The organism is Pseudomonas umsongensis (assembly GCF_002236105.1).
GTDB classification, from domain to species: domain Bacteria; phylum Pseudomonadota; class Gammaproteobacteria; order Pseudomonadales; family Pseudomonadaceae; genus Aquipseudomonas; species Aquipseudomonas umsongensis.
In genome coordinates this window covers 249,089-274,658 of record NZ_NIWU01000006.1, presented here as the reverse complement: position 1 = coordinate 274,658, position 25,570 = coordinate 249,089, and the positions used below count along the sequence as shown (strand labels likewise).

General features: G+C 61.4%; 22 protein-coding genes and 1 pseudogene. 9 read left to right on the top strand and 14 right to left on the bottom strand.

The window, feature by feature from the left end:
* Window positions 1–126 precede the first annotated feature (126 nt).
* Entirely contained in the window at window positions 127–1,236 is a 1,110-nt protein-coding gene (locus PSUM_RS25685) for a DUF3182 family protein (RefSeq protein ID WP_083349803.1), read from the top strand.
* The gene (locus PSUM_RS25680; RefSeq protein ID WP_020800587.1) at window positions 1,226–1,984 is read left to right on the top strand and encodes an alpha/beta hydrolase family protein; all 759 of its coding nucleotides are present in this window, start codon (window positions 1,226–1,228) and stop codon (window positions 1,982–1,984) included. Before PSUM_RS25685 ends, PSUM_RS25680 begins: the two co-directional genes overlap by 11 nt.
* Window positions 1,985–2,084: 100 nt before the next feature.
* Here the strand turns inward: PSUM_RS25680 and PSUM_RS25675 are convergent, their stop codons facing one another.
* From PSUM_RS25675 to PSUM_RS32715, 5 genes and pseudogenes are all read right to left on the bottom strand, one after another.
* Entirely contained in the window at window positions 2,085–3,071 is a 987-nt protein-coding gene (locus tag PSUM_RS25675; RefSeq protein ID WP_083349802.1) for a lysylphosphatidylglycerol synthase domain-containing protein, read from the bottom strand.
* Window positions 3,058–4,353: a cardiolipin synthase ClsB gene (gene clsB, locus PSUM_RS25670; RefSeq protein WP_020800589.1), complete on the bottom strand. Its 1,296-nt coding sequence runs from the start codon at window positions 4,351–4,353 to the stop codon at window positions 3,058–3,060. Before clsB ends, PSUM_RS25675 begins: the two co-directional genes overlap by 14 nt.
* Entirely contained in the window at window positions 4,350–5,147 is a 798-nt protein-coding gene (locus PSUM_RS25665; protein WP_083349801.1) for an endonuclease/exonuclease/phosphatase family protein, read from the bottom strand. The genes clsB and PSUM_RS25665 overlap by 4 nt, the downstream gene beginning before the upstream one ends.
* Window positions 5,144–6,070, bottom strand: a complete 927-nt coding sequence (locus tag PSUM_RS25660; RefSeq protein WP_020800591.1) for a DUF72 domain-containing protein — start codon at window positions 6,068–6,070, stop codon at window positions 5,144–5,146. Before PSUM_RS25660 ends, PSUM_RS25665 begins: the two co-directional genes overlap by 4 nt.
* Window positions 6,071–6,195: 125 nt before the next feature.
* A pseudogene (locus PSUM_RS32715) lies at window positions 6,196–6,324 on the bottom strand (MFS transporter); the annotation flags it as partial.
* A 78-nt stretch (window positions 6,325–6,402) separates the two neighbouring features.
* On the opposite strand from PSUM_RS32715, the gene PSUM_RS25655 reads away from it, so the two are divergent.
* A complete protein-coding gene (locus tag PSUM_RS25655; protein WP_083349800.1) occupies window positions 6,403–8,532 on the top strand; it encodes a mechanosensitive ion channel family protein in 2,130 nt (709 codons plus the stop codon).
* Window positions 8,533–8,645: 113 nt separating this feature from the next.
* Here PSUM_RS25655 and PSUM_RS25650 read toward each other — a convergent pair whose 3' ends face one another.
* The gene (locus PSUM_RS25650; RefSeq protein ID WP_083349799.1) at window positions 8,646–12,947 is read right to left on the bottom strand and encodes a DEAD/DEAH box helicase; all 4,302 of its coding nucleotides are present in this window, start codon (window positions 12,945–12,947) and stop codon (window positions 8,646–8,648) included.
* 306 nt (window positions 12,948–13,253) lie between these two features.
* Between PSUM_RS25650 and PSUM_RS25645 the strand changes: the two genes are divergently transcribed.
* The 3 genes from PSUM_RS25645 to ltrA all read left to right on the top strand — a co-directional run bounded on the left by PSUM_RS25645 (window position 13,254) and on the right by ltrA (window position 16,835).
* Window positions 13,254–14,138 (top strand): sugar nucleotide-binding protein, encoded by an 885-nt coding sequence (locus PSUM_RS25645; RefSeq protein ID WP_033043465.1) that lies wholly within the window; start codon window positions 13,254–13,256, stop codon window positions 14,136–14,138.
* A complete protein-coding gene (locus PSUM_RS25640; RefSeq protein ID WP_033043466.1) occupies window positions 14,131–15,060 on the top strand; it encodes an NAD-dependent epimerase/dehydratase family protein in 930 nt (309 codons plus the stop codon). Before PSUM_RS25645 ends, PSUM_RS25640 begins: the two co-directional genes overlap by 8 nt.
* Window positions 15,061–15,542: 482 nt before the next feature.
* On the top strand, window positions 15,543–16,835 hold the full coding sequence (gene ltrA / locus PSUM_RS25630; protein WP_083348927.1) for a group II intron reverse transcriptase/maturase: 1,293 nt from the start codon (window positions 15,543–15,545) through the stop codon (window positions 16,833–16,835).
* 217 nt (window positions 16,836–17,052) lie between these two features.
* Here ltrA and PSUM_RS25625 read toward each other — a convergent pair whose 3' ends face one another.
* The 5 genes from PSUM_RS25625 to PSUM_RS25605 all read right to left on the bottom strand — a co-directional run bounded on the left by PSUM_RS25625 (window position 17,053) and on the right by PSUM_RS25605 (window position 21,121).
* Window positions 17,053–17,751, bottom strand: coding sequence for an OmpW/AlkL family protein (locus PSUM_RS25625; RefSeq protein ID WP_020796267.1), 699 nt, complete (start codon window positions 17,749–17,751; stop codon window positions 17,053–17,055).
* Between the two features lie 144 nt (window positions 17,752–17,895).
* Window positions 17,896–18,411, bottom strand: a complete 516-nt coding sequence (locus tag PSUM_RS25620; protein ID WP_020796268.1) for a DUF3299 domain-containing protein — start codon at window positions 18,409–18,411, stop codon at window positions 17,896–17,898.
* Between the two features lie 10 nt (window positions 18,412–18,421).
* Window positions 18,422–19,687 (bottom strand): ABC transporter permease, encoded by a 1,266-nt coding sequence (locus tag PSUM_RS25615; RefSeq protein WP_020796269.1) that lies wholly within the window; start codon window positions 19,685–19,687, stop codon window positions 18,422–18,424.
* Window position 19,688: 1 nt separating this feature from the next.
* Window positions 19,689–20,399 (bottom strand): ABC transporter ATP-binding protein, encoded by a 711-nt coding sequence (locus PSUM_RS25610; RefSeq protein ID WP_033043467.1) that lies wholly within the window; start codon window positions 20,397–20,399, stop codon window positions 19,689–19,691.
* A 137-nt stretch (window positions 20,400–20,536) separates the two neighbouring features.
* A complete protein-coding gene (locus PSUM_RS25605; RefSeq protein ID WP_033043468.1) occupies window positions 20,537–21,121 on the bottom strand; it encodes a DUF2796 domain-containing protein in 585 nt (194 codons plus the stop codon).
* Window positions 21,122–21,257: 136 nt separating this feature from the next.
* On the opposite strand from PSUM_RS25605, the gene PSUM_RS25600 reads away from it, so the two are divergent.
* Window positions 21,258–21,596: a hypothetical protein gene (locus PSUM_RS25600; RefSeq protein WP_020796272.1), complete on the top strand. Its 339-nt coding sequence runs from the start codon at window positions 21,258–21,260 to the stop codon at window positions 21,594–21,596.
* Window positions 21,597–21,703: 107 nt separating this feature from the next.
* Here the strand turns inward: PSUM_RS25600 and trxA are convergent, their stop codons facing one another.
* The 3 genes from trxA to PSUM_RS25585 all read right to left on the bottom strand — a co-directional run bounded on the left by trxA (window position 21,704) and on the right by PSUM_RS25585 (window position 23,813).
* Window positions 21,704–22,576 carry a thioredoxin gene (trxA, locus tag PSUM_RS25595; RefSeq protein WP_008065763.1) on the bottom strand — a complete coding sequence of 291 codons (873 nt, stop codon included), beginning with the start codon at window positions 22,574–22,576 and terminating at the stop codon, window positions 21,704–21,706.
* Window positions 22,577–22,704: 128 nt separating this feature from the next.
* Complete coding sequence (locus PSUM_RS25590) at window positions 22,705–23,358, bottom strand: class I SAM-dependent methyltransferase (RefSeq protein WP_033044777.1); 654 nt, start codon at window positions 23,356–23,358, stop codon at window positions 22,705–22,707.
* Window positions 23,355–23,813, bottom strand: coding sequence for a YbaY family lipoprotein (locus PSUM_RS25585; RefSeq protein ID WP_020796274.1), 459 nt, complete (start codon window positions 23,811–23,813; stop codon window positions 23,355–23,357). Before PSUM_RS25585 ends, PSUM_RS25590 begins: the two co-directional genes overlap by 4 nt.
* A gap of 127 nt (window positions 23,814–23,940) precedes the next feature.
* Between PSUM_RS25585 and nrdR the strand changes: the two genes are divergently transcribed.
* Both nrdR and ribD read left to right on the top strand, forming a co-directional pair.
* A complete protein-coding gene (gene nrdR, locus PSUM_RS25580; protein WP_003228656.1) occupies window positions 23,941–24,405 on the top strand; it encodes a transcriptional regulator NrdR in 465 nt (154 codons plus the stop codon).
* Window positions 24,402–25,535 carry a bifunctional diaminohydroxyphosphoribosylaminopyrimidine deaminase/5-amino-6-(5-phosphoribosylamino)uracil reductase RibD gene (gene ribD, locus PSUM_RS25575; protein ID WP_020796276.1) on the top strand — a complete coding sequence of 378 codons (1,134 nt, stop codon included), beginning with the start codon at window positions 24,402–24,404 and terminating at the stop codon, window positions 25,533–25,535. Before nrdR ends, ribD begins: the two co-directional genes overlap by 4 nt.
* Window positions 25,536–25,570 lie beyond the last annotated feature (35 nt).

Below are 25,570 nucleotides of genomic sequence, written 5' to 3'. Positions count from 1 at the left end.
AGCAGGCGCGACGCTATGCTTTTTGCACAACCGATTGATTTTAAAACCGTTATTTTCGAGGGACGATTGGCCTGAACCCTGCACCCCATCAGCTACATTCATTTAGCGACAATTGAAGGGGGACGCATGACCCCAACCAACCGCAAAAAACTGGTAGTCGCCCATTCGGTCCGCCCCGATGCGCCGCAGCACGAAGTCGAAACCAATCGCGCCCTGGCCCGTTGGCTGGCGCAAATCCTCGGGCTCAAATACGGCGGCAGCTACGACCCGCAGGTGCATGGCGGGCGGGACATCTATTTGTTGCCGACCCAGACCCTGGTGGGCGCCGCTGCCGCCCGGCAGTTGGGCGTCAAGGGACCAGAGGATTTATGGGGCGGATACGTCGAGCACGATTTCATCTGCACCAAGGCCATCAGCCATGGTTTGTTGAACAGGCATGCCCATGCACCGCAAGGCTGGGCGCCGATGTTTTCCGAACGGGTGCGCACGGTAGTGCTCGACGGTCTCAGTGTTTTCTCCTTCGACGATGCACGGCCGGCGGCGGAGCATCTGCTCTACAGCGGTCCGATCCGTATGAAGCCAATTCATGCCTGTGCGGGGCGCGGCCAGGAAGTCATCACTAGCCTCGACCAGTTCGACGAAATCCTCGCCCGTCCTGAAGCCAAGGCGCTGTTCAGTGAAGGTGTGGTACTGGAGCAGGACCTGGACCAGGTGATTACCCACAGCGTCGGGCAGAGTTTCATCGGCGCCAGGTTGCTCAGTTATTGCGGTGATCAATACTTGACCAAAGACGCTCATGGCGAAGAGGTCTATGGTGGTTCGAACCTGCTGGTGGTGCAGGGTGGCTACGACGATCTGCTGGCGCTGGATTTGCCTGACGATGTGCGATTGGCGATCAGGCAGGCCAAGGTGTTCGACGCGGCCGCCGATGAAGCCTATCCCGGTTTCTACGCCTCACGGCGCAATTACGACATCGCCCAGGGAATTGCCAGTGACGGCCAGCGACGCAGCGGCGTGCTCGAGCAATCCTGGCGCATGGGCGGGGCCAGCAGCGCGGAAGTGGCAGCGTTGCAGAGCTTCGTCAACGATCCGGGGATGCGCGCGATTCTTGTGTCTTCGGTGGAAACCTACATCGATCAGCCACTGCCGGCGGACGCCATCGAGGTGTACCGAGGGCCAGCGGAAAACAGTGATTTTCTTCTCAAGTACGTAACGGTCAACTCCTATGACGGCTAGAAGCGAAAGCATTCAAATCGACATCGACGACGAACAGATGAGCGGGACTTTCCTGAGCCCCAAATCAAAAGTCCCTGGCGTGCTGTTCGTGCACGGTTGGGGGGGTAGCCAGGAGCGAGATCTGGAGCGGGCGAAAGGCATCGCCGGTCTGGGGTGCGTATGTTTGACCTTCGACCTGCGCGGGCATACCGGCGGCACGGGTATTCCGTTGACCCGCGTGACCCGTGAAGACAATCTGCGTGACCTGCTGGCGGCCTACGACCGCTTGCTGGCGCACCCGGCGCTGGATACCTCGGCGATTGCCGTGGTCGGCACCAGTTACGGCGGATACCTGGCCTCGATCCTCACCTCGCTACGGCCGGTGCGCTGGCTGGCCCTGCGAGTGCCGGCGCTGTACCGCGACGATCAATGGCATACGCCCAAGCGCGATTTGGACAAGCTCGATCTGCGCGATTACCGCAGCACTCTGGTGCGCGCCGACAGCAATCGGGCACTGCATGCCTGTTCGCAATTCACGGGTGATGTGTTGTTGGTACAGTCCGAAACCGATGATTACGTGCCTCACGCGACCATCATGAGTTATCGCGCGGCGTGCCAGCAGACACACTCGCTGACCCACCGCATCATCGACGGCGCCGATCATGCGCTGAGCGATCCGGTTTCACAGCAGGCCTACACCTCGATCCTGGTGGACTGGATAACGGAAATGGTGGTGGGTGAACGGTTGAGCATTATTCAGTCAAAATGAATAGTAGTGTCGCTCATGACGCCTTCGCGAGCAGGCTCGCTCCCACAGGGGAATGCATTTCAAATGTGGGAGCGAGCCTGCTCGCGAAGGTGTCCACCCATTATTTGGGTTTTTTCGATATCCGCAATGACTTGGCCTTGGCCTCCACCATCAGGTACATCACCAGCGTGATCAATAACGGCAACAGGAAATAAATTGCCCGATACGCCAGCAAACCCGCCACCAGGCTACCCCGCGATGCCTCGTGTTGCAGCAGCGCCACGAACACCGCTTCCAGCACACCTAGCCCTGCCGGAATGTGGGTGATGACCCCGGCGATGGCGCTGATCAGCAACACGCCAAGCACCAGCGGATAATCCAGTTTGCTCGGTAGCAGCGTGAAAATGACCGCGGCCATCAACGACCAGTTCAGCGCCCCCAGGGCCAGTTGCAGGACCGCCATGCGCAGTGATGGCAAGTTGATTTCGACCCCGCGGATCGCCCACTCGCGGCGTTTGGAAAACCGGCAGGCCGCGAGATATCCCGCACTCGCCAGCAAGAGTAAAACGCCCACGCCTTGCAGCGCGCCGCTACTGAGTTTCCAGCCTGGCGGCATGCGCACCAGCCCACTGCTGAACACCGCGCCGGCAATCACCATGTAGCCGAACCAGTTGGTCGCCAGGCTCAGGCCGAGGATTTTCGCAATGTTGGCCTTGCTCACCCCGAGTCGCGAATACAGCCGATAACGCATGGCGATGCCGCCCACCCAGGCGCTCAGGTTGAGGTTGAAGGCGTAGCTGATGATGCCCACCGGCAGGATCTGTTTCCACGTCAGGTCCTGGCGAATGTAGGTTCGGCCGATCAGGTCGAAGCAGGCGTAGACCAGGAAACTCATCAGTGTCAGCCCTGAGGCGATGATCAAGGTGCGTACCTTGAAATCGGCCAGGGTGTCGAGCACCTCGTTCCATTCGATGCGCTGGGCAAACATCGTCAAGAGGACGATCAGCGCCAGGAAAAACAGCATTGTCAGTGGTCTTTTCCAACGACTCCAGCGCGATTTCGCCGGGTGCTCGGCGTGGGACGCCGCGTGTGTTTCAGTGCGGCTCATGTTGATCGCTCCCGGTCGGTGGGGTGAACGTTTTCAAGCGTGGTTTGTGCGCTGGCAGCCAACCGGCCCATGCCGGGAAATGGCGTAGGAAATGGAACACCAGAAAGCCCACGGTCATGTGCCAGATGCGCCCGCGTGGGGCCTCGTCCACCGACATGGCCTTGCAATGGTTGTCGCTGAGTTCTTCAAGCCGATCGAACAGGTCGCGGTTGAACGCGCGGTCACGGATCAACACGTTGGCCTCCAGGTTCATCGACAGGCTCAGCGGGTCGAGGTTGCTGGAGCCGACTGTGCTCCAGTCTTCGTCCACCAGCGCGACTTTGCCGTGCAGTGGCCGGTCGCAGTATTCGAAGATTTTCACCCCGGACTTGAGCAGGTAATCGTAAGTCATGCGCGCCGCGAGTTTGGCCACCAACATGTCCGGCTGTCCCTGCAGGATCAGGCGCACTTCTACGCCGCGGCGCGCGGCGTTGCGGATTTCGCGCAGCAACCTGTAGCCTGGGAAGAAGTAGGCGTTGGCAATGACCACGCGCCGCTGCGCCGTGCGCAGCGCCAGGCGGTAGACCTCTTCGATGTCGGTCGCGTGCTCGGCGTTATCGCGGTACACCAGTCGTACCTGACCGTCGTGATCGGTGACGGCCAATTCCGAACGCCGTTGTCGACGCCGTTGCCACCAGTATTTGGCGCGGGCCGGGCGACCGCATTGCAGCAGGGCAAAGTGGTGAATGTCGGCCACCGCCGGGCCTTGCACTTCAACCGAATAATCCTGCTTGGCTTCGGGGCCGAAATCGGCCAGATGATCGGCGGAGAAGTTGATCCCGCCAATGAACGCAATCGTCCCGTCCACTACCACGATCTTGCGGTGCAGGCGTCGAAACCAGTTGGTGCGGATGCCCAGGCGCTTGGGTGCCGGGTCGAACATCTGTAAATGCACGCCAGCACCGCTCAGGGCGGAAAGATAATCGGCAGTCAGTTCTCCGCAGCCAAACCCGTCGAAGCTGGCAGTCACGCGGACACCCCGTTGTGCCGCCTCGATCAGCACCTCCTTCAATTCTTCACCGACTTTGTCCTCGAACACAATGAAGGTTTCCAGGAGGATTTCGGTGGTGGCCTGGCGCATCGCCTCGAACACTCTAGGGAAATAGGCTTCGCCATTTTCCAGCAGTTGGACCCGATTGTTGCCTTGCCAACCGTACTCGACGTCGACGGCTGCCGGCTCGCTAATGGGCGGTGCGGCAATGGTTCTTTCCAGCGTGTTTTTTTCCATCGACGGGATGCTCATAGCTCGATCTCCACCGACAACGGTGCGTGATCCGACAGGTGTGACCAGGGACGGTTCGCCAATACCTGCGGATGGCTGGCCTTGAGGTTACGTACGTAGATACGGTCCAGGCGCAAGGTCGGCAATCGCGCGGGGAAACTGCGCGCCGGCTTGCCGTGGTGCTCGGCGAACACTTCGCGCAGACCACAGGGCTGGAGCAGGGCATCGGCGCGTTGGCGCCAGTCGTTGAAATCACCGGCGACAATCACCGGGGCGTCGCCTGGCAACGACTCAAGGCGGCGGCCCAGTAACTTGAGTTGTTCATTGCGATGGGTTTCGCGCAAGCCAAGATGGACGCAAATGGCATGCACCTCCGGGCCCTCTCCCGGCAGGCGCAACACGCAATGCAAAATGCCGCGGTTCTCGTGTCCGCTGATGGACACGTCGAGGTTGTCGTGCCGAACGATCTGGAATTTCGACAGCAAGGCGTTGCCGTGATCACCTGCCGGATAGACCGCATTGCGTCCGTAGGCAAACTGCGGCCAGAGGGTGTCCGCGAGGAATTCGTACTGGGGCATCGCTGGCCAGTTGTCGTAGCGCTTGTGGTGATGCTCGTGGGTGCCGTGTACCTCCTGCAGAAACACCACGTCGGCGGAGACACTGCGCACCGCCTCGCGCAGTTCAGGCAGGATGAATCGCCGGTTCAACGCCGTGAAGCCCTTGTGGGTGTTGACCGTCAGTACGGTGAAACGATGCACCGTGGTATCGATGGTCGCCTGCTCGTCGGTGGTGCCAACCGGGTCGGAAACGCTCATGGCAGCACCCCTTCCGCAGCGGGCTCACCGGGGGCGGTGAGCAGCTCTTTGTCGAGGTCGAAGCGTGCCAGCAAACGGCGCGCATCGAAGGGCGCGCGGACCTTGATGTCGTTATCGAAGTAGCAGAAAACTTCTCGAGACTTTCGCACCCTGGGTTTGAGGCGAGGTGCGATCAGGTGGGGATCAGCCGGTTGCCGACCATGATGCCAGGCATCGATCCGGTCACCCCAACGCTTCAGTGCCTGAGGGGTGTAGCCACTGGCGTAGAGCTCTTCGGCACCGTGCAGGCGCAGGTACACGAAGTCGCTGGTGAGGTCTTCGCGATAGGGCCATTTACCGGCGGTGTCGGCAATCACCAGGGCCGTGTTGTAGCGTTTGAGCAGGCGGACAAATGCCGGATCGATGAAGCTGTCGTTGCGGATTTCCACGGCATGGCGCAAGGGCTTTTTCTTGCTTGTCTTAAGGCTGGCGTGGCCGTTCACATGGGCGTCGTGCTGGCGGGCAAGGGCAGCGGCCTGCTCCGTGTCGTGGGGCAATTGCTCGAGGAAGCTCTCGAACAGTGCGGCGTCGAATTTGAAGTTGGGGGGAAACTGCCATAGAAACGGTCCGAGTTTTTCCTTGAGTTCCAGGACGCCGGAGGCGAAAAAATTCGCCAGGGGTTTATGGATGTCACGCAGACGCTTGATATGGGTGATGAAGCGCGGCGCCTTGACGCTGAACACAAAGTGCTCCGGGGTTTCGGCATACCACTGGGCATAGCGTTCGGGCCGCTGCAGGGCGTAGAACGACCCATTGATTTCGATGCTGTTGACTGCCCGTGAGGCGAATTGCAATTCGCGCCTCTGGGCCAGTCCCTTCGGGTAGAAATCCCCCCGCCAGGGCGTATAGCGCCAACCTGAAATGCCAATATGAATCGCCGCCATGTCGCCTCCCGTCTGACTGCCCCCTGATCTTTTGATGACTGCCAGAGGTTGACGAAAGTTTCGGTGGGACTACGGACGGTATGCATTTCATACATCAACGCAATACCCGTAGGGGCCGGTTTGCTGGCGATCGCGCTGGCGGCTTTTTCCTTGGGCACTAGACTGGTGGCGATTGTCGAGCCAATCGAGAAAAACACCCCGTGCGCCAGGCCGGTGACGATCCGCGACAGGATCAGCGCGTAGCCCGGCGCTTGGCATTTACCGGCCAACACCGAACTAGTCCGGCATTTCTCGATCAGTTCCTTACAGTCCTATCCAAAGGAGCGGATGCCTTGATCAGGCTCAAGACGGCGATATTAATGGGGGCGCTGTTGTTCTTCGGCAGCGAGGAACTGGAAGCGGCGGCGATACCGGGCGTGCCGGCTGCGGCCACCGCCGCCACACCGCCGGCACATCCTGAACCCTTGGTTCAGGGCGGGTTGCTGGGCGCCATCAGTTCAAGCATCGATGGCATCCAGGACAAGCTCAATTTCAACAAGGACCTGCTCGACGCCTGGCGTCTGCGCGCGGATCGTGCGGCCGATGAGGTGGATCAATTGGTCAATCGTCCATCGGCCCGCTCGAGCTGGAGCGTGGCGGGCGATTTCCTGCTGCTGACGGCGGTGTGGGCAGGTGTCTTCGGCCTGCTCTGGATGTTCGGCAAGTTCTTGACCGAACGCCTGTGCCGTCATCGCTTGCTGCTCAGTCGAGAGCGTGGGCAGGCATTGCTTGGGTATGTCTTGCCCTACAGCCTCCCCGCGGTGATCAGCCTGCCGTTGACGATCTATGCCAGCCAGTTCATGGCTTTGTCAGCGGGTCGGGCGCTGGCGTTGTGTTTTGCCTATGCCACCAGCAGTGGGGTGTTCGCGGCGTCGTTGGTGATGTCCCTGGTGGTGCTGTTCAATGTCGGGCACAAGCGCCGGGCGGTGCAGATCATTCGCCAGGACAGCCCGCGGCCGCTGTTCGCGATCGGCTTCCTGGTCGCCCTCAGCGACGCCTTGACCAGCCCGCAGATCGCCCATCAACTGGGTAACAACCTCACCAGCAGCATCGCCGTATTTACCGGGCTGGCGGCCTCGATTTCCTTTGGTTTGCTGGTGGTCCGCATGCGCCGTCCGGTCGCTCACGTGATCCGCATCCTGCCGCTGGCCCAGCGGCGGGCGCAGCCGGCGTTGCGCGAAACCCTGCGGATTTTTTCCGGGCTCTGGTATTGGCCGATCCTGTTGATGGTGCTGGTGTCTGTCATCAACTTGATCGGCATTGGCGATGACAACCAGCAAGTGTTGCGCAGCGCGCTGTTCACCACGGTGCTGCTGATCGCGACGGTGTTTCTCAGCACCACGTTGCATCACTTGTTCAAGTCCCGTAGCGAATCCGACGTGCGCCGCAGTGGCGCCTACAAAGAGCGCTTCCTGAGCCTCTCCCACGCGTTGTTGCGTATCGCCATGGCCATCGTGTTCATCGATATCCTCGGACGCATCTGGGGCGTGTCGTTGTTCGATTTTGCGGTCAGCAATGCGGTGGGGCGGGCAATCAGTGACGCGTTGAGCCATATCGGCTTGATCTTCCTGGTGACGTGGATGGTCTGGGTCGTGCTGGACACGGCGATCCAGGAAGCCTTGAAGCCACCGCTCAACAAGCGCGGGGCGCGCCAGCCAAGTACGCGGGTAAAGACGATCCTGCCGTTGCTGCGCAATGCGATCAAAATCATTTTGGTGGTGATCTGCGCTATCACCACCATGGCCAATCTGGGAATCAATGTTGCGCCGTTCCTGGCCGGTGCCGGGGTCATTGGCCTGGCCATCGGTTTCGGCTCCCAGCAACTTGTGCAGGATGTGATCACCGGGTTGTTCATCATCATTGAAGACACCCTGTCGATCGGCGACTGGGTGGTGCTCGATTCCGGGCATGCCGGCACGGTCGAAGGCCTGACCATCCGCACCCTGCGCCTGCGCGACGGCAAAGGGTTCGTGCACTCGGTGCCCTTTGGCCAGATCAAGGCCGTGACCAACCAATCGCGGCAATTTGCCTACGCGTTCTTCTCCGTGCAGTTCACCTATGACACCGATGTCGACAAGGCCATCGAACTGATTCGCGAAGCCGGGCATTCGATCAGCGACGACCCGTTCCTCAGGTACAACCTGCAAGGGCCGCTGGATGTGTTCGGCGTCGACAAAATGGACCTTAATGGCGTGGTCTTGACGGCACAATTTCGCACGGTGTCGGGAGGGCAGTATGCGGTGAGCCGGGCATTCAACCAACGTTTGAAAAAGCTTGTGGATAACAGTCCCGAGGTGCATTTCGCGCAGACTTATCCACAGCAGGTCTTGATGCCGAGGCAGGCGGCGGAACCTGTGAATGATGGGGTGGCTGAGTCTGGGCATTCGGCGGTGTTGATGCCGGATCAGCTTCGGCCCCAATAAATTTGTTGGCAGTGATGGCCTCTTCGCGAGCAGGCTCGCCCCCACAATTGATTTATGTACACCGGTCCAATGTGGGAGCGGGCTTGCCCGCGAAGGGGCCTGATGAGACAACATCAATGCCGGATCAGCTTGCTCTGCACTTCAGCCATAGCCCGTTGATCCAGCTCCAGCCAAAAACACGGCTTGCCAGCTATCTGCGCAGCCACCGGCAGACCATCGCGATACACCAGTCGATTACTCGCCAGCGCCGGTACTTTCGCACCGGGCAGCAGGGTGCCGGCGAGGTTCAGCGGATCGACCCCGCAGACTGCGATCAAGCTGCCGTCGTGGGGTCGTCGCCGTACTTCGCGCAGCAGTGGAATAGCCTCCGGCAGTGCGAACTGTTCGCCCGCCAAGCCACTGACAAAGCGCCCGCCCCGAATCTCTCCGCGCGCCTCCAAGCGATGGAAGGTGCGCAGCAATTCTCGCCAGCTCGGCAGCCAATCGGCCTCACGTTCGAGCAATCGCCAGAACACCACACCGTAGCGGCGCAACAAGGTCATGGCGATGTGTTCAAGGGTCTCTGCGGGTGTTGGCGTCGGTCGCGGATTATCCACTGGCGCGGCAGTCCCACGACGCAACAGTGCCCAGCGCCCGGCATCGTCCATGCCGCCGACAAAGGCCCCGCGCCCGCGCCGGCTACTGCGCTGCTGGCGCTTGCTGGCCGGGGTGATCAGTGCGCGCAGGCCGGCAAAGCTGTCGGCGTTGACCAACCCGGCACCGACCAGTTCCTGCAGGGCGATTTCCAGTTCCGTGCGCAACAGGTGGGCTTCATGAATCAGCTCATCGAAAAACAGCGCGCCGTGCTGGCTGAGGGCGGCGTGAACCTTCTGTGTCTTGGGCGACAATTCGCCGACCGGCGTCTGCTCGGTCAAGTCGCTCCAGAGACCGACCCGCTGACGCGGCAACAACACGATCGGCGTGCTGCGCAGCGCGATGCCGGTGCTGCGGTTGCGTGCGGTCAACCGGGTCCAGACCAACTTGCCGCTACGGCAGGCATCATCGAGCCAGGTGGGCGAATAGTCTTTGAGCCTCGCGGGCAGCAGGTCGCTGTCCCAGGCCGAAGCAGCAGCGGGGTAGCCTTCGAACTGAGCACTGATGGCCGATAACATCGAGCTGCCCTGGCCTCGGGTGGCGTTGGACAGGTGCTGCCAGTCGAACAGAAATCGCATGAAATCCTGCAAGGCCACGGGCTCGATTTCCCGGCGCAGGCGCTTGACCGTATAGCGGTGAATCCGTGCCAGCAGGTGTCGCTCGCACCACTCATCTTCAGTGCTGCCCGGAGTGAACCGGCCGCGCAGCACGTAGCCTTCGTGTTCGAGTAGCGCCAGCGCCCGAGTGACGTGTGTCGCTGGCAATTGGAGCGGCTCGGCGATCGCCTGCAGCGGCAATGGACCAAACGCGCTGAGCCGTGCGCGAATCACTTCAAGCACCGCGTCGTCCACTTCCCAGTGCTCATCGAACCCCGGCAACGCTTCCAGCGCTGGCATCAAGACAGCCTGTGGATAAATGGCCCGCAGGCAGGTCAGTCGTTCCCGCGCCAGCCAAAGTGAATGGCTGATGCGGCAGGCGCGGCCGCTGTCGGCCAGGGTGTCCAGCCAATCGAGCCATGGGGCGTTGGCGCTGGCCTCGGCCTCGGTGATGCACGCCAGGCTCATCAACGCCTCGTGCATTTCATCCACACCGCTGGGTGTCGGCCAGGCTTCTTCGCGCACGGCGGTAATCGCCTCGACGTCCAACGCACCAAGGTCATCGGTGGATTCTGGCTCGCTCCAGCGTCGATTGATAACGGCTTGTGTGCGGCGCTCTTCCAGTGGCGCGTCGTCAAGAAAGGTGTATGGCCGGGCGCTGAGTATTTCCGCCGCCAGCGGCGAGGGTGCCGGCAGGTCTCGGCTGATCAGGCGGACCTCACCGCGCTCCATGCGCCGCAACAGCGCCAGCCAGCCTTCACTGTCCATGGCGTCGTGCAGGCAATCATCAAGGGTTTGTTCCACCAGCGGATGGTCGGGGACTTCGCGTTCGCCGACCAGGTTTTCCACGCAGGCAATCTGATCGGGAAACACGTTGGCGATCAGGTCTTCACTTTTCATGCGCTGGATCTGCGGCGCGACCTTGCGCCCGCCGGTATAGCGCGGCAACGCCAGGGCCACACCGGCATTCCAGCGCCAGCGCACACCGAACAGCGGCGCGTCGAGCACGGCCTGGATCAGAATGTGTTGCGCGCTATTGCTGTGCAGATAGCGCCAGACCTCATCGAGTTCAAAGCTGTGGCTGGTGGACAACGACAAGACGATGGCGTCCTCGCTGGCGGCCGCCTGCAATTCGAAATTGAAGGTGCGGCAAAAACGCTTGCGTAGGGCCAAGCCCCACGCGCGATTGATGCGGCTGCCGAACGGGCTGTGGATGATCAGTTGCGTACCGCCCGACTCATCGAAAAACCGCTCCATCAGCAGCGTGTCTTGAGAGGGCAGGGCGCCGAGGGACTGGCGCGCACGGGCGAGGTATTCGACCAGTTGTTCGGCGCTGGCCAGGTTCAGGCCGAGGTTGTCGGTCAACCAATCGAGGCTTGGCTGCAAATTGCCCGGCGTGGCGCCCAAGAGCTCATCGAGTCGGGCCTGCAGGCGCGCTACGGCAAACGACAGTTCAGCACTGCGCCCCGGGGCTTCGCCAAGCCAGAACGGGATCGTCGGCGGCTGGCCCTGAGCGTCTTCGACCCGGACCTTGCCGGTTTCGACCCGCAGGATCCGGTACGAGGTATTGCCCAACTGGAACACATCGCCAGCGATGCTCTCCACGGCGAAATCTTCATTGACGCTGCCGATATTCAGCGCTTGCGGCTCCAGCAATACGGCGTAGTCGGCGTTGTCCGGAATCGTCCCGCCGCTGGTCACGGCCGTCAGTTTGGCGCCACGACGACCACGCAGGGTACGGTTCACGGCGTCGCGGTGCAGATAGGCGCTGCGAATACCCTGACGCCCGTTGTAACCCTCGGCAAGCATGCGCAGCAGCGCCTGATAATGTTTTTCGTCGAGCGCGGCATAGGGCGAGGCCTGCCGGAACAACGCCAGCAAAGCGTCCTCTGGCCATTCCTGGCAACTGACTTCGGCGATGATCTGTTGCGCCAGGACATCCAGCGGTGCCTCGGGGATCAGCAGGGTGTCGAGCTCGCCCCGGCGCACGCAGTCGAGCAGCGCGACGCATTCAATCAGGTCGTCGCGGGTGGTCGCGAACAAACGGCCCTTGGGCGTGCCGCCGACCTGGTGTCCGGAGCGTCCAACCCTTTGCAAAAAGCCGGCAATCGAGCGCGGCGAGGCGATCTGGCACACCAGGTCGACGTCGCCAATGTCGATGCCCAATTCCAGCGACGCGGTGGCGATCAACACTTGCAGCTCGCCGCGCTTGAGCCGCTGTTCGGCGTCCAGGCGAAACTCCTTGGCCAGGCTGCCGTGGTGGGCGGCCACGGCGTCCTTGCCCAAGCATTCGCTCAGGTGCCGACTCAGGCGTTCGGCCAGGCGCCGCGTATTGACGAACACCAGCGTAGTGCGGTGCTCGCGGGCCAGGGCGGCCAGACGGTCATAGACCAGTTCCCAGACATCGTTCGCCATCACCGCCGACAGCGGCACGGGTGGAACCTCGATGCCCAGATCTCGTGGGCGGGCATGGCCGATGTCGATGATTTCGCAGTCCCGATCGCGGCCGACCAGAAAGCGCGATACCGCTTCTATGGGATTTTGCGTGGCCGACAGGCCGATGCGCACCAGCGGTTCGGCGCACAACGCCTGCAAGCGTTCCAGGCTCAGGGCCAGGTGGCTGCCGCGCTTACTGGCGGCGATGGCGTGGATTTCGTCGACGATCACCGTGCGTGCGGTGCCGAGCATTTTTCGGCCTGAGTCGGAGCCGAGCAGCACGTACAGCGATTCCGGGGTGGTGACCAGAATGTGCGGCGCGGTCTTGCGCATCGCCGAGCGGTCTTTTTGCGGTGTATCGCCGGTGCGCACGGCGGTGCTGATGCGCAACTCGGGCAGGCCCATCACCCTCAACTGTTCGCTGATACCGGCCAACGGGTTTTGCAGGTTGATCTGGATGTCGTTGGACAGCGCCTTGAGCGGCGAAACGTAGACCACCAGGGTTTCGTCAGGCAAGCCTTCGAGGGTTTCCAGGCCACGGTGGACCAGGTCGTCGATCACGGCGAGGAAGGCGGTGAGGGTCTTGCCGGAACCGGTGGGTGCGGCAATCAGGGTCGAGCGGCGCTGGCGGATCAGCGGCCACGCCCGGGCCTGGGCGGCGGTGACCGTCGCGAAAGTCTTGCTGAACCAGGCGCTGACGGCGGGGTGGAAGCCGGCCAAGGCACTGTCGACGGGGATGGGCAGGTTCATGGTCTGATTTATGCGGGTGACTCAGTGAAGATGCAAGTACCGCTCAAGACCTTTGCTGGCCTTTAGGGCCCCTTCGCGAGCAGGCTCGCTCCCACATTGGGCCGGTGTACACAATTTCATTGTGGGAGCGAGCCTGCTCGCGAAGAGGCCAGTAGCTGCACTACAAATCCCGGACATCTACACTTTACGGATGACGGTTGCGCACTAAACCCGCAAAATGCAACGATTCCGGCAACTATCGACGACATTGCCCGCGGGCGCCGTCGATTAAGCCATCGTTCCAATCAGACTGGGCCTGCTGACTCTATGCGAATGCGCCTTATGTTACTGGGCGGCGGAAATGCCCTTGGGCAGGCGCTGATTCGCCTCGGTGCGGAGGAAGACATCGGTTTCCTCGCCCCCCGCCCACCTCAAGACGGCTGGGATGCCGCGAGCCTGACGCAACTGCTCGACGACACCCGTCCGGACGCGTTGATCAACCTCGCCTACTACTTTGACTGGTTCCAGGCGGAGGCGGTCAGCGAACAGCGCCTGGCCGGGCAGGAGCGGGCGATCGAGCGCCTGGCCGAACTGTGCCAGCATCACAACATCGTCTTGCTGCAACCCTCGAGTTATCGCGTGTTCGACGGCTCCCGGGCGACAGCCTACAGCGAAAAAGACGAGCCGCAGCCGCTGGGCCTGCGTGGCCAGGCGTTGTGGCGAATCGAACAAAGCGTGCGCGCCACCTGCCCGCAACACGTGCTGTTGCGTTTCGGTTGGCTGCTCGATGACAGTCCCGACGGCACCCTCGGGCGCTTCCTCAGCCGCGCCGAGCAGTCACAGGAGCTGTTGATGGCCGACGATCGCCGTGGCAATCCGACACCGGTGGACGACGCGGCCCGCGTGATCATTTCGGTGCTCAAGCAACTGGACTGTGGCGCGCCGCTTTGGGGCACCTACCACTACGCCGGGCATGAGGCGACCACGCCACTAGCCTTGGGGCAGGCGATTCTCACCGAAGCACGCGCCCTGCATCCGCTGGCCGTCGAAGCTCCGACCGCCCAGGCTCACGCCGCGCGACCGGACGCCGCCGAAGAACCGCAGCACGCGGTACTGGCCTGCAAGAAAATTCTGCACACCTTCGGAATCAAGCCACGCGCCTGGCGTGCGGCCCTTCCGGGTCTTTTGGACAGGTTCTATCGTCATGGCTGATCGCCCCGTTTTGATTACCGGAGGGGCCGGTTTCATCGGCTCCCATCTCACCGATGCCTTGCTCGCCAAGGGCTATTCGGTTCGGATTCTCGATGATCTGTCTTCCGGTAAACGCAGCAACCTGCCGCTGGACAATCCCAAGGTCGAGCTGATTGTCGGCGACGTGGCCGATGCCGCCCTGGTCGCCCGAGCGGTGGCCGGTAGCGGTGCCGTGGCGCACCTGGCGGCAGTGGCATCGGTACAGGCGTCGGTGGACGATCCGGTGAAGACCCACCAGAGCAACTTCATCGGCTCGCTAAATGTTTGCGAAGCCATGCGCCAGTCCGGGGTCAAGCGCGTGCTTTTTGCCTCCAGTGCCGCGGTGTATGGCAACAATGGCGAAGGCGAGTCGATCGGTGAAGACACGCCCAAGGCACCGTTGACGCCCTACGCGTCGGACAAGCTGGCGAGCGAGCAATACTTCGATTTCTACCGGCGCGAGCATGGGCTGGAACCGGTGATTTTTCGCTTCTTCAACATCTTCGGCCCGCGCCAGGATCCGTCCTCGCCGTATTCCGGGGTGATCAGCATTTTCAGCGAGCGCGCACAGAAAGGCCTGCCGATCACCGTGTTTGGCGACGGTGAGCAAACGCGGGATTTTCTCTACGTCGAAGACCTGGTCGATTTGCTGGTGCAGGCTATCGAGAAACCCCAGGTGGAAGACGGCGCGGTAAACGTCGGCTGGAACCAGGCGACGAGTCTCAAGCAAATGCTTGCAGCCCTCGAGGTGGTCGTTGGCAAGCTGCCCCCGGTGAGCTACGCCCCGGCACGCTCCGGCGATATTCGTCATTCACGGGCCAACAACCAGCGTTTGCTGGAACGCTTCAGAGCGCCCGAGCCGACGCCGTTGAGTGTCGGGTTGGCGCGGTTGCTGGGACAATAGAAAAAGGCGCCGGTTGAGGCGCCTTTTTTGTGTGCGCCCAGCATGGGCGCAATCTTGTGGGTGAAAGTCCCGCCGTAAGCTGACCACAGCGAACGAAGTGAAGCGCAACTGCATGAGGGCGACCGAGTGTGGGGAGGAAGCGTGAATCGAAGCCATGAGCCGATGTACAAGAACCGGATAAAAGGCAAAGCCGATCAGGGCGAGCGGGCACAAAACCGCGAAGCTTTTGTGGTCAAGGATCAGGCTGTGTAAATCCGGCGGTTGTGTGGTGAAGGATTGCGTTCTTACCTGGGGAGATCTCGCCTTGTGCCTGAAAGGGCGACGGCGCCAGCCGGAGCGAGAAGTCAGCAGAGGCCGTAGTAGTCTTTTTTTTTGACGAAGGGCCGAACGAGAGAAAGCGTCATAGGCCATGTTGATGCGAAAGACCGGAAGTCAGATGCCTGCCAAACGCGGGGCGGACGGAGATAACGAGCGGTGAAACCGTGAGATATCCCATCAGCGACGAGGTCAATCGCCCGCAAGATGAACCCTATAACGCAGGGCAAGGGCTGCTGGAGCGGGCCTTTGCGAGAGAAAACCTGAAGCAGGCGTGGAAGCGGGTCAAGGCCAACAAAGGTGCAGCGGGAGTCGACGGTCTGAACATAGATCAGACGGCCGAGCATCTGCTGACCCAATGGGTCGTGATTCGTGAACAGCTTATGTCTGGTGTCTACCGGCCCAGTCCGGTACGCCGAGTGGTCATTCCCAAGCCCGACGGCGGTCAGCGCGAGTTGGGCATTCCCACGGTCACCGACCGCCTGATCCAACAGGCGTTGCTGCAAGTCTTGCAACCACTACTCGATCCGACTTTCAGTGAACACAGCTACGGTTTTCGCCCGGGGCGCAGTGCGCAGGACGCCGTTTTGGCGGCCCAGCGCCAGGTGTCCTCGGGACGCAAAGTGGTGGTGGATGTTGACCTGGAAAAGTTCTTCGACCGGGTCGATCACGACATTTTGATGGGGCGCTTACGCAAACGGATCACGGATCGGGCGGTTATCCGGCTGATTCGTGCCTATCTGGATGCAGGAACGCTGATCAATGGCGTGGTCGAGAAAAGCCGCTGCGGGGCGCCGCAAGGCGGCCCGCTGTCGCCGTTGCTGGCGAATGTGCTGCTGGACGAAGTGGATCGGGAGCTTGAGCGTCGAGGTCATTGCTTCGTGCGTTATGCCGACGATGCGAATGTGTATGTTCGCAGTCATAAGGCGGGGGAGCGGGTAATGGCTCTGCTGAAGCGTCTGTATGACAAGCTGCACTTGAGTGTCAACGCGAGCAAGAGTGCAGTGGCGAGTGCGTTTGGTCGCAAGTTCTTGGGCTATGAGATGTGGTCAGCCCGCGGCGAAGTCAAGCGTGCTGCATCCTATAAAGCGCAGAAGCAGTTCAAGCAGCGAATACGCTGGTACACCCGACGCTCGTGTGGCCGTAGCTTGCAGCAGATTGCTGATGAGCTGCGACCTTACATTTTGGGCTGGAAGGCTTACTTCGGTTTGTCGCAAACCCCAGCCGTCTGGCGTGAGTTGGACGAATGGATGCGACACCGATTGCGAGCTATCCAGCTTAAACAATGGGGGCGTGGAACGACGACGTATCGTGAGCTACGAGCACTTGGTGCAAACATCCAGGTGGCACAGAAGGTGGCGGGAAATACCTGCCGCTGGTGGCGTAACAGTCGTCTTGATCTGAATCGCGTGCTTAATATTGCGTGGTTCGACAGGCTGGGATTAGTGCGTCTCTCATAACCTCAATCTCTCGAACCGCCCGGTGCGGACCCGCATGCCGGGTGGTGTGGCAGGGGAACGGCCTGTGAAGGCCGTCCCCTATGCCGATTGCCGATCGTTCTCACGCTCTGCTTGGGAATGCCTCAATGGACGCTCTGCGTCTGCTCTTGGGACGTGGAGCGTCCCTGGCTGCATCCCACGCTGAGCGGGGGAACGATCATCACCACCACGTGAATGTTTAGAACTTGTAACCCAGGCCGACCATGTAGATAAACGGATCCGCATCCACGTTCACCCGTGCCCGGGTGCCCGGCGCGATGGCGTTGTTTTCCACGGTCGCACGCGTGTCGATGTCGATGTAGCGCATCTGCGCGTTGAACAGGATGTTGTCAGTCAGCATGTAATCGGCACCTACCTGCCAGGCCACGCCCCAGGAGTTTTCGGTCTTGAAGTTGCTGAAACCATTGGCGCGCGCTTCGCTGCTCAGGTGTTCGTCATACATCCAGGTGTAGTTGACGCCTGCACCGACATAGGGCTGGAACGCGGACTTGGGGTCGAGCGGGTAGTACACCAGGCTCAAGGTCGGCGGCAGTTGATTAAAACTGCCGAGTTTGCCGTTGGCTGCGCTCAGGGCAGTGCCCTTGAGTTTTACGTCATGCTCGAACGGTGTGGCCGCCAGCAATTCGATGCCAAGGTGATCGGTGATCATATAGGCGAAGTTAAGGCCCAGTTGTGTGTCGCTGCTCAGCGTCGCCTCGCCGCCCAGGTCGGCACCGCTCAATGGGCCCTGATCGACCTTGACGCTGGAACTGTCGGTATTCGGATCGACGGTGATCGCGCCTGCACGCAAGAGGATGTCGCCTTTTTCGTGAGCGTGGGCGAGCGGGGCCGCGAGCGCGAGGGCAAACAGCGAGGCGCCGAGCAAGGACTTGTTCATGGGGGCTCCAGAGGACGTTAAAAATGTTCGATGTCCAATGGTAAGTCGGCTAACGATTTGGTCTTTTGATGCAGCTCAATGAAAGTGGGATGAGATTGTTTTTTGGGGAACCTGTGAGGGCCTCTTCGCGGGCAAGCCTCGCGCCTATGGCAATTCATACAGGTAAATCTTGTCCGCCTCCATCTGGTAACCGGCATCCGCCAACTCGCTGGTGGACGCTTTTACCTGCAACGCACCTTCGATCCAGTACGGCTGATACAGCTCGTCGAGCTTCACGCCCACTTCGCTTTTGACATGCACGATCTGGTTCGACGGCGGTGGCGGTACGTGAATACAGGCGCCGAAATACGGCACCAGCAGAAACTCCGTGGTGCGACCTTCTTCACTCACTTCCAGCGGCACGATGTAGCCCGGCAAGCGAATGTTCTGCCCGTCGAGGGCCTTGACCACCGGCGCGTTGGGCATGTCCTGCTTCGCGGCCGGAGCCGATTCGGCAGCCAGTGCATCGCTCATCTTCGACAGGTCATGCAGCGGCGTCATGTTCGGCACTTCCGCGGCCGCATCCGGCGGGATCATTTCCGACCAGGTCAGCTCTTTCGGCGCAGCCGCCCACAATGGCAGGGCGACCAGCATCAACAGCGCAAAGACAGCGCGGGGCATTTCAACATCCTCATAAACGAATCGACAGGCCATCGGCCAGGGATTGGCGATAGGCGCGCCAGGCAGGCACGCTGCCCATCAGCAACGCAGCGATCAGGATGCCACCGAGTAGCGTCCATTCATATTCACTTGGCCATGCCAGTGGCAGAAACAGGCCGTAATTGGCTTGCACGTAACCCTGTGCCGCAGCGATGCCGATGTAAAGCAGCGCCACGCCGGCAACCACACCGGCCAGCGCCAAGGCAAACGCTTCCAGTACCAGCAGCGTCGCGACATGCCAAGGTCGCGCACCTACCGAACGCAGGATCGCCATCTCCCGGCGGCGTTCGTTGAGGCTGGTAAGAATCGCCGTGAGCATGCCGATCAACCCGGTCAACACCACGAACAGCGACACCACGAACAAGGCTTTTTCCGCGGTGCTCATCAAGCTCCACAACTCTTGCAGCGCAACGCCCGGCAAGATCGCCAGCATCGGTTCGCCGCGGAATTCGTTGATTTCGCGCTGCAAGGCAAAGGTTGAAATCTTGCTGTTCAGGCCGAGCATGAATGCGGTGATCGCTTGGGGCGTCAGGTCCATGTTGCGCGCCTGATCGGCGCTGATCCGCCCGTTGCCCCGGGCCGGCACACCGTTGTGCCAATCAACGTGAATGGCCTCCATACCGCCGAGGCTGATGTGCAGTGTGCGGTCCACCGGGGTGCCAGTACGCTTGAGAATGCCGACCACGGTGAAGGGCTTGTCGTCATGCTTGACCAGGCTGATCACGGCCACACCGTGGGCCAGCACCAGCTTGTCGCCGAGTTTGTAGTGCAATGCGTCGGCCACTTCGGCACCGAGCACCACTTCGAACGGATCGGTGGCGAAGGCACGGCCATCGGCCAGTTCCAGGTGTTGCTGGCGGCCGTACTGGTAGTGTTCGAAGTACGCCTCGGTGGTGCCCATCACCCGATAACCGCGATGGGAGTCGCCGAGTGACATCGGGATGGCCCACTTCACTTTCGGGTTGTTGGCGAAGTGTTCGAAGCTGTCCCAGCGGATATTGTTGGTGGCGTTGCCGATGCGGAACACTGAGTACAGCAGCAGGTTGACCGAGCCGGAACGTGCGCCGACGATCAGGTCGGTGCCGCTGATGGTGCTGGCGAAACTGGCCTTGGCCTCGGTGCGCACCCGTTCCACAGCCAGCAGCAGGCACACCGACAGGGCAATGGCGAACGCGGTGAGGATCGCGGTGAAACGGCGGTTTGACAGGCTGGCCATGGCTAGACGAAACAGATACATCTCAAACCTCGAAAGACGTGGCGGCGCGATTGAGTTCGGCCAGCGACAGGTGGCGGTCGAACAGCGGCGCCAGGCTCTGGTCATGGCTGACGAACAACAGGCTCGACCCGGCTTCGCGGCATTCGGCGAACAGCAGGCGAATGAAGTTCTCCCGGGCGTCGTAGTCGAGGGCCGAGGTCGGCTCATCGGCGATCACCAGTTCCGGTTGACCGATCAGCGCGCGCGCGGCGGCCACTCGTTGTTGCTGGCCGATGGACAGGGAGTCGGCGCGGCGAGCGAGGATGTTGTCGTCCTTCAAACCCAAATGCGCGAGCAGGGTGGCGGCGGCCTGATCGATGCTGCCGTGGCGCTGTTTTGCCCGCTCGGCGCGCAGTTTGGAGAAGTGGCAGGGCAGTTCGACGTTCTCGCGCACTGACAGAAACGGCAGCAGGTTGAACTGCTGGAAAATGTAGCCGGTGTGATCGACGCGAAAGTGATCGCGGGCGCCGGCAGAGAGTGCCGTCAGCTCCTGGCCGAGCAGGCGAATGCTGCCGCGATCGGGCTTTTGCACACCGCCGAGCAGGCCGAGCAGGGTGGTCTTGCCGCTGCCGCTGGGGCCCTTGAGGAACAGGGTTTCCCCCGGTTCCAGGCGAAACGCCGGGATATCCAGCAATGGCGGATGACCGGGCCAGCTGAAGCCCAGGTCGGACAGTTCGATGAGTGCTTGGGTCATGGCGCCGATTTCATGAATGTTGATTAACCTGTGGGAGCGGGCTTGCTCGCGAAGGGGGGAGTGTCAGTCGACATCTATGTTGCATGACACACTGCCTTCGCGAGCAAGCCCGCTCCCACATTGGTTTTGCAGTGAATTCAGAATTTGAGGGCGGCAGCCTTTGCCGTCACTTCAACCCCTTGCTGCCCGCTCGGGCCGATCAGTTGTACCTGAATTTTCTGGGTCGCCGGGAATGTGTTGAAGATATTCGCCAGGTCCAGGTTTTTCAGCGCAGCGGGTGTAGTGCAGGTGAACTGGTAGCGGGCGTGGATTTCGCTGTGATCGTGGTGATGCTCGTCCTTGGCATCTTTGTCGTGATCGTCGTCGGCGTCCGGCTTGTCACCGAAGAGGGGGCTTTGCAGTTTCTGAGAAGCCACCCCACAACCGGCTGCTGTCGGCAGGTTGAACAGCGTCAAGGGTTTTTCAAGCTGACTGCGGACTGCGGCGACCTTGGCCTTGTCAGCGTCGGTGGCGGCGGCATGCTCGAATCCCACCAGATTCATCGCCGGACTTTCCAGCTCCAGCTCCAGGGTCTGGCCGTCCAGCACCGCGTTCAGGCGCCCGACGCCGTGCTCGTGGGCGCCAAGGCTGCCGTGCTCATGGTCGTGATCATGTTCGTCGGCGGCATGGGCCACAGCCAGCGGCAACATGGCAAACGGCAGGGCGAGAAGCAGGCGGCGCATGGCGAGTCTCCGAAAGACAAGATGAAAAAAATGTTATGTAATCTTATAACGTTTGTGCGCGGATTGTGACTGCCAGCTTGGCGTTGCACAAGCCCCATGGGAGCATGGGCATGAAGAAATGTTCGGGAGCTGACTCATGTTGCGAATTCGCGGAAACATCGGCGACTGGCCGGTGGATTTGACGCTGGAGATGGATGACGCCGATTGGGCGCGGCTGGGGGCGCAACTGCAGGTAGAAAAAACCGAAGTCAGTGCACCAGCGGCGAAACCGCTGAATCAAGACGATGCGCTGTGGCAGGTTGCCAGGGATTTGCTGCGCAAGGCCGGGCAATTGAGCGGGCCGGACTTGCTCGATCAACTGGAAGGGCTGGCCGGCAGTGCGGCGGCGGGCAAGCGCCTGTTGGTGCGCTTGCGTCATAGTGCGGATGTAAAAGTCGAGAGCGGCGGCGATACGCCGATTTATCGCTGGCTGTAGGAGCGAGCATGCTCGCGATGGACGTAATGCTTGGCGCGTTTCTACAGACAGCACGCGTCATCGTTGACGTCCATCGCGAGCATGCTCTCTCCTACAGGACGGGGCTGTTAATACAGTGCAGCAAAGAGCTTGCGGCGGTAGGTCGTCACTAACGGATGATCGTTACCCAGCAGTTCGAACACCTGCAGCAAGGTCTTGTGCGGCAAACCTTCGCTGTAGCTGCGGTTGCGGATGAACAACTTGAGCAGGCCATCCAGCGCCGCGTCGTACTGCTGGCGCGCCAGTTGTTGCACGGCCAACTGGTAGACCGCTTCATCGTCCTGTGGGTTTTTTGCCAGGCGCGCTTTAAGGTCGGCGGCATCCGGCAAATCCTTGGCCTGGCCGAGGAACTTGATCTGCGCCTTGGCGCCGGCCAGGGCGGCCTTGTGCTCATCGCTCTTGACCGCGTCGAGTACGGCTTGCGCCTCGCCCAGCTCACCGCGCTCGGTGAGGCAGCGGGCGTAAAGAATCAGCGCCTTGGCATTGGTGTTGTCTTCGCCCAGCAGCACTTTCAGCAGGGCTTCCGCATCGGCGAAGCGGCTGTCATCGAACAAGGCCTGGGCCTGTTCGAACGGATCGGCGGCCGCCGGTGGCGGCATTTGTACATGGGGCTCGAGCAGCGCCCGCACGGCCGACTCCGGCTGCGCACCGGCAAAACCATCGACCGGCTGGCCATCCTTGAACAGCACCACGGTCGGCAGGCTACGAATACCGAAGCGGGCGACGATGTCCTGTTCGAGGTCGCAGTTGACCTTGGCCAGCAGCAGTTCGCCCTGATAGCTCTCGGCAATGGTCTGCAGCATCGGCATCAGGACCTTGCAGGGGGCACACCATTCGGCCCAGAAATCCACCAGCACCGGTTTGTGAAAGGAGTTCTCGATCACCGACTGGTCGAAATCGGCAGTCGTGGCGTCGAAGATGTACGGCGTTTGCTGACTCATGGGGGATCTCTTGGAAGCGTGAATGTGCTCACTATAAGGGCTGGCGCAAAAGATCGCAGCCTTCGGCAGCTCCTACAGGATCGGGTTTACACACGGTCAATGTAGGAGCTGCCGAAGGCTGCGATCTTTTAACGGTTTGCGTGGTAGAGGCTCACATGCCGAAACTCTTCGGGTTCACACAGGTCCGGCAAGGTCATGGCCTCCAGCATTTCGATGCGCCGGTACAGCGGATGACGAAAATCGCGCACCCGCGAGTCCGCCACCAGCGCTTCGCGGCCACGACTGAGGAACTCATCGAGCAGCGGCAAATTCGCCCGGTCGTACAGCACATCCGCCACCAGGATCAGGTCAAAACGGTCGTCTTCGGCGAAAAAGTCCGTCGAGTAAGTGAGCGCTACGTCATTGAGTTCGGCATTCGCCCGACAGGCGGCAATCGCCAGCGGGTCAAGGTCGCAGGCCACTACTTCCAGCGCCCCCGCCTTGACCGCGGCAATCCCCGCGACCCCGGAGCCGGCACCGAAATCCAACACCCTTTTGCCTTCGACCCAATGCCGGTTCTGCGCCAGATACCGAGCCACGGCCAGACCGCTGGCCCAGCAAAAACTCCAGTACGGCGGCTCATGCAGAATGCGGCGGGTCTCTTCCGGGCTGAAGGCGCGGTCCATGTTGTCGCCATCGATCAGCCACAGCTTCAGATCAGTCTCCGGCAGCCCGCAGGCGACCAGTCGCGCATCGCCGAGCAATTCACCCAACGCCTGTTGCAGGTCCAGCGGCGTCTTCATGGCGCTTTGACAAATTGCAGCTGGCCCAGCGCCTGGGTGGTCGGCTGATAGATCCGCTGTGACGGCAGGTGCAGGATCAGTTGGCCGGACTGGCTGGCGCGGCCGCGCAGTTCAACGCGGGCACCGGCCGGGAACGATTCTGGATTGAAGCGCAGATGAAACGGCAATGCCTGGTTGGTGCCGATCAGGTTGGAACTGGCGAGCAATTGTTGCGGACGGTCCTTGTCGTCGATCACCAGCAGGGCCAGCTCGACTTCGGCGCCATCCGGGATGCCTTGCAGGGTGCCGCTCAATTCACGTTGATGGGCCGGCAAAGGACCGAGGTTGGCCGACTCTCGGGCTTTTTTCTGCGCTTGTTGTGGCGCCGGGCCAGGCGTTGGCGGCTGGGGGGCATCGCTGCTGCAAGCCACCAACAGGCTGAAAAGGCTGAGCAAAACGAGCGGACGTAACGGCATTGGCAGCTCCGGAAGGGTGAAATCCATGGATCCAGTGATCATCCCGTCTGTATACCGCAAACCCTATGTCTTGTCTTGCCACCCGGATGCGCTACCATGGCCCTCCCTTTTTTTGTTGCCTGCCACCATGCACTGTCCCTTCTGCGGTGCCAACGACACCAAGGTCATCGACTCGCGTCTGGTCGCCGAGGGCGAACAGGTACGCCGCCGGCGCGAATGCCTGGCCTGCGGCGAACGTTTCACGACGTTCGAAACCGCTGAACTGGTGTTGCCGCGCCTGATCAAAACCGACGGCAGTCGCCAGCCGTTCGACGAAGAAAAACTCCGCGCCGGCATGCAGCGTGCGTTGGAGAAGCGCCCGGTGAGTGTCGAGCGCCTCGAATCGTCGCTGGTGCACATCAAACACAAACTGCGCGCCACTGGCGAACGCGAGGTCAAGTCCCTCGTGGTCGGTGAGCTGGTGATGGCCGAGCTGCAAAAGCTCGACGAAGTCGCCTACATCCGCTTCGCCTCGGTGTATCGCCGCTTCCAGGACCTCAATGAGTTCCGCGAAGAAATCGATCGCCTGGCCCGGGAACCGGTGAAAGAATGACCACGCCAGCAGAACTTGCCATCCTCGACGCCCATTACATGGCCCGCGCGCTGGAACTCGCGCGCAAAGGGCATTACACGACACACCCCAACCCGAGGGTCGGCTGCGTGATCGTGCGTGACGGGCAGATCGTCGGCGAAGGCTGGCACGAGCGCGCCGGTGAACCCCACGCCGAAGTCCACGCCTTGCGTGCCGCCGGTGAGCTGGCCCGTGGCGCCACCGCCTACGTGACCCTCGAACCCTGCAGTCACCACGGTCGCACGCCTCCGTGCGCCGATGCGTTGGTGAACGCCGGTGTGGCGCGGGTCGTGGCGGCGATGCAGGACCCGAACCCGGAAGTGGCCGGACGTGGCCTGCAACGCCTGGCCCAGGCCGGCATCGCCACTGAAAGCGGTGTGCTGGAAGGTGAGGCGCGCAAGCTCAATCAGGGCTTCCTCAAGCGCATGGAACATGGCTTGCCGTTCGTGCGGGTCAAGTTGGCCATGAGCCTGGACGGTCGCACGGCGATGGAAAGCGGCGAAAGCCAATGGATCACCGGGCCCGCGGCACGTTCGGCGGTACAACGCCTGCGTGCCCAGGCCAGTGTGGTGCTGACCGGTGCCGACACCGTGCTGGCAGACAACGCCCGCTTGACCGTGCGCGCCAATGAGCTGGGCCTGGATGCCGATCAAACCGCTTTGGTCATGAGCCGTCCGCCGCTACGCGTACTGGTCGACGGGCGTCTGCGCGTACCGTTGGATGCCCCGTTCTTCAAGGCCGGCCCGGCGCTGGTCGCCACCTGTGTAGCGGTGGAAGAGCAATACGCCAATGGTCCGGAATGCTTGATCGTGCCTGGCTATGACGGTCAGGTCGATCTGCGCCAGCTACTGGTCGAACTCGCCCACCGTGGCGTCAACGAGGTGCTGGTAGAGGCCGGTCCACGGCTGGCCGGTGCTTTCGCTCAACTCGGTTTGGTGGATGAGTTCCAGATTTTCATTGCCGGCAAGTTCTTGGGCTCTTCGGCACGACCGCTGCTGGACTGGCCGCTCGCGCAGATGAAGGATGCACCCGAGCTCAAAATCACCGAAATTCGCGCGGTGGGCGATGACTGGCGAGTCACCGCCATTCCTTCACCGGCAGCGAGCGTATAATTTCCGGCCATCGCTATAGCGCTGGCTCTGTTCTC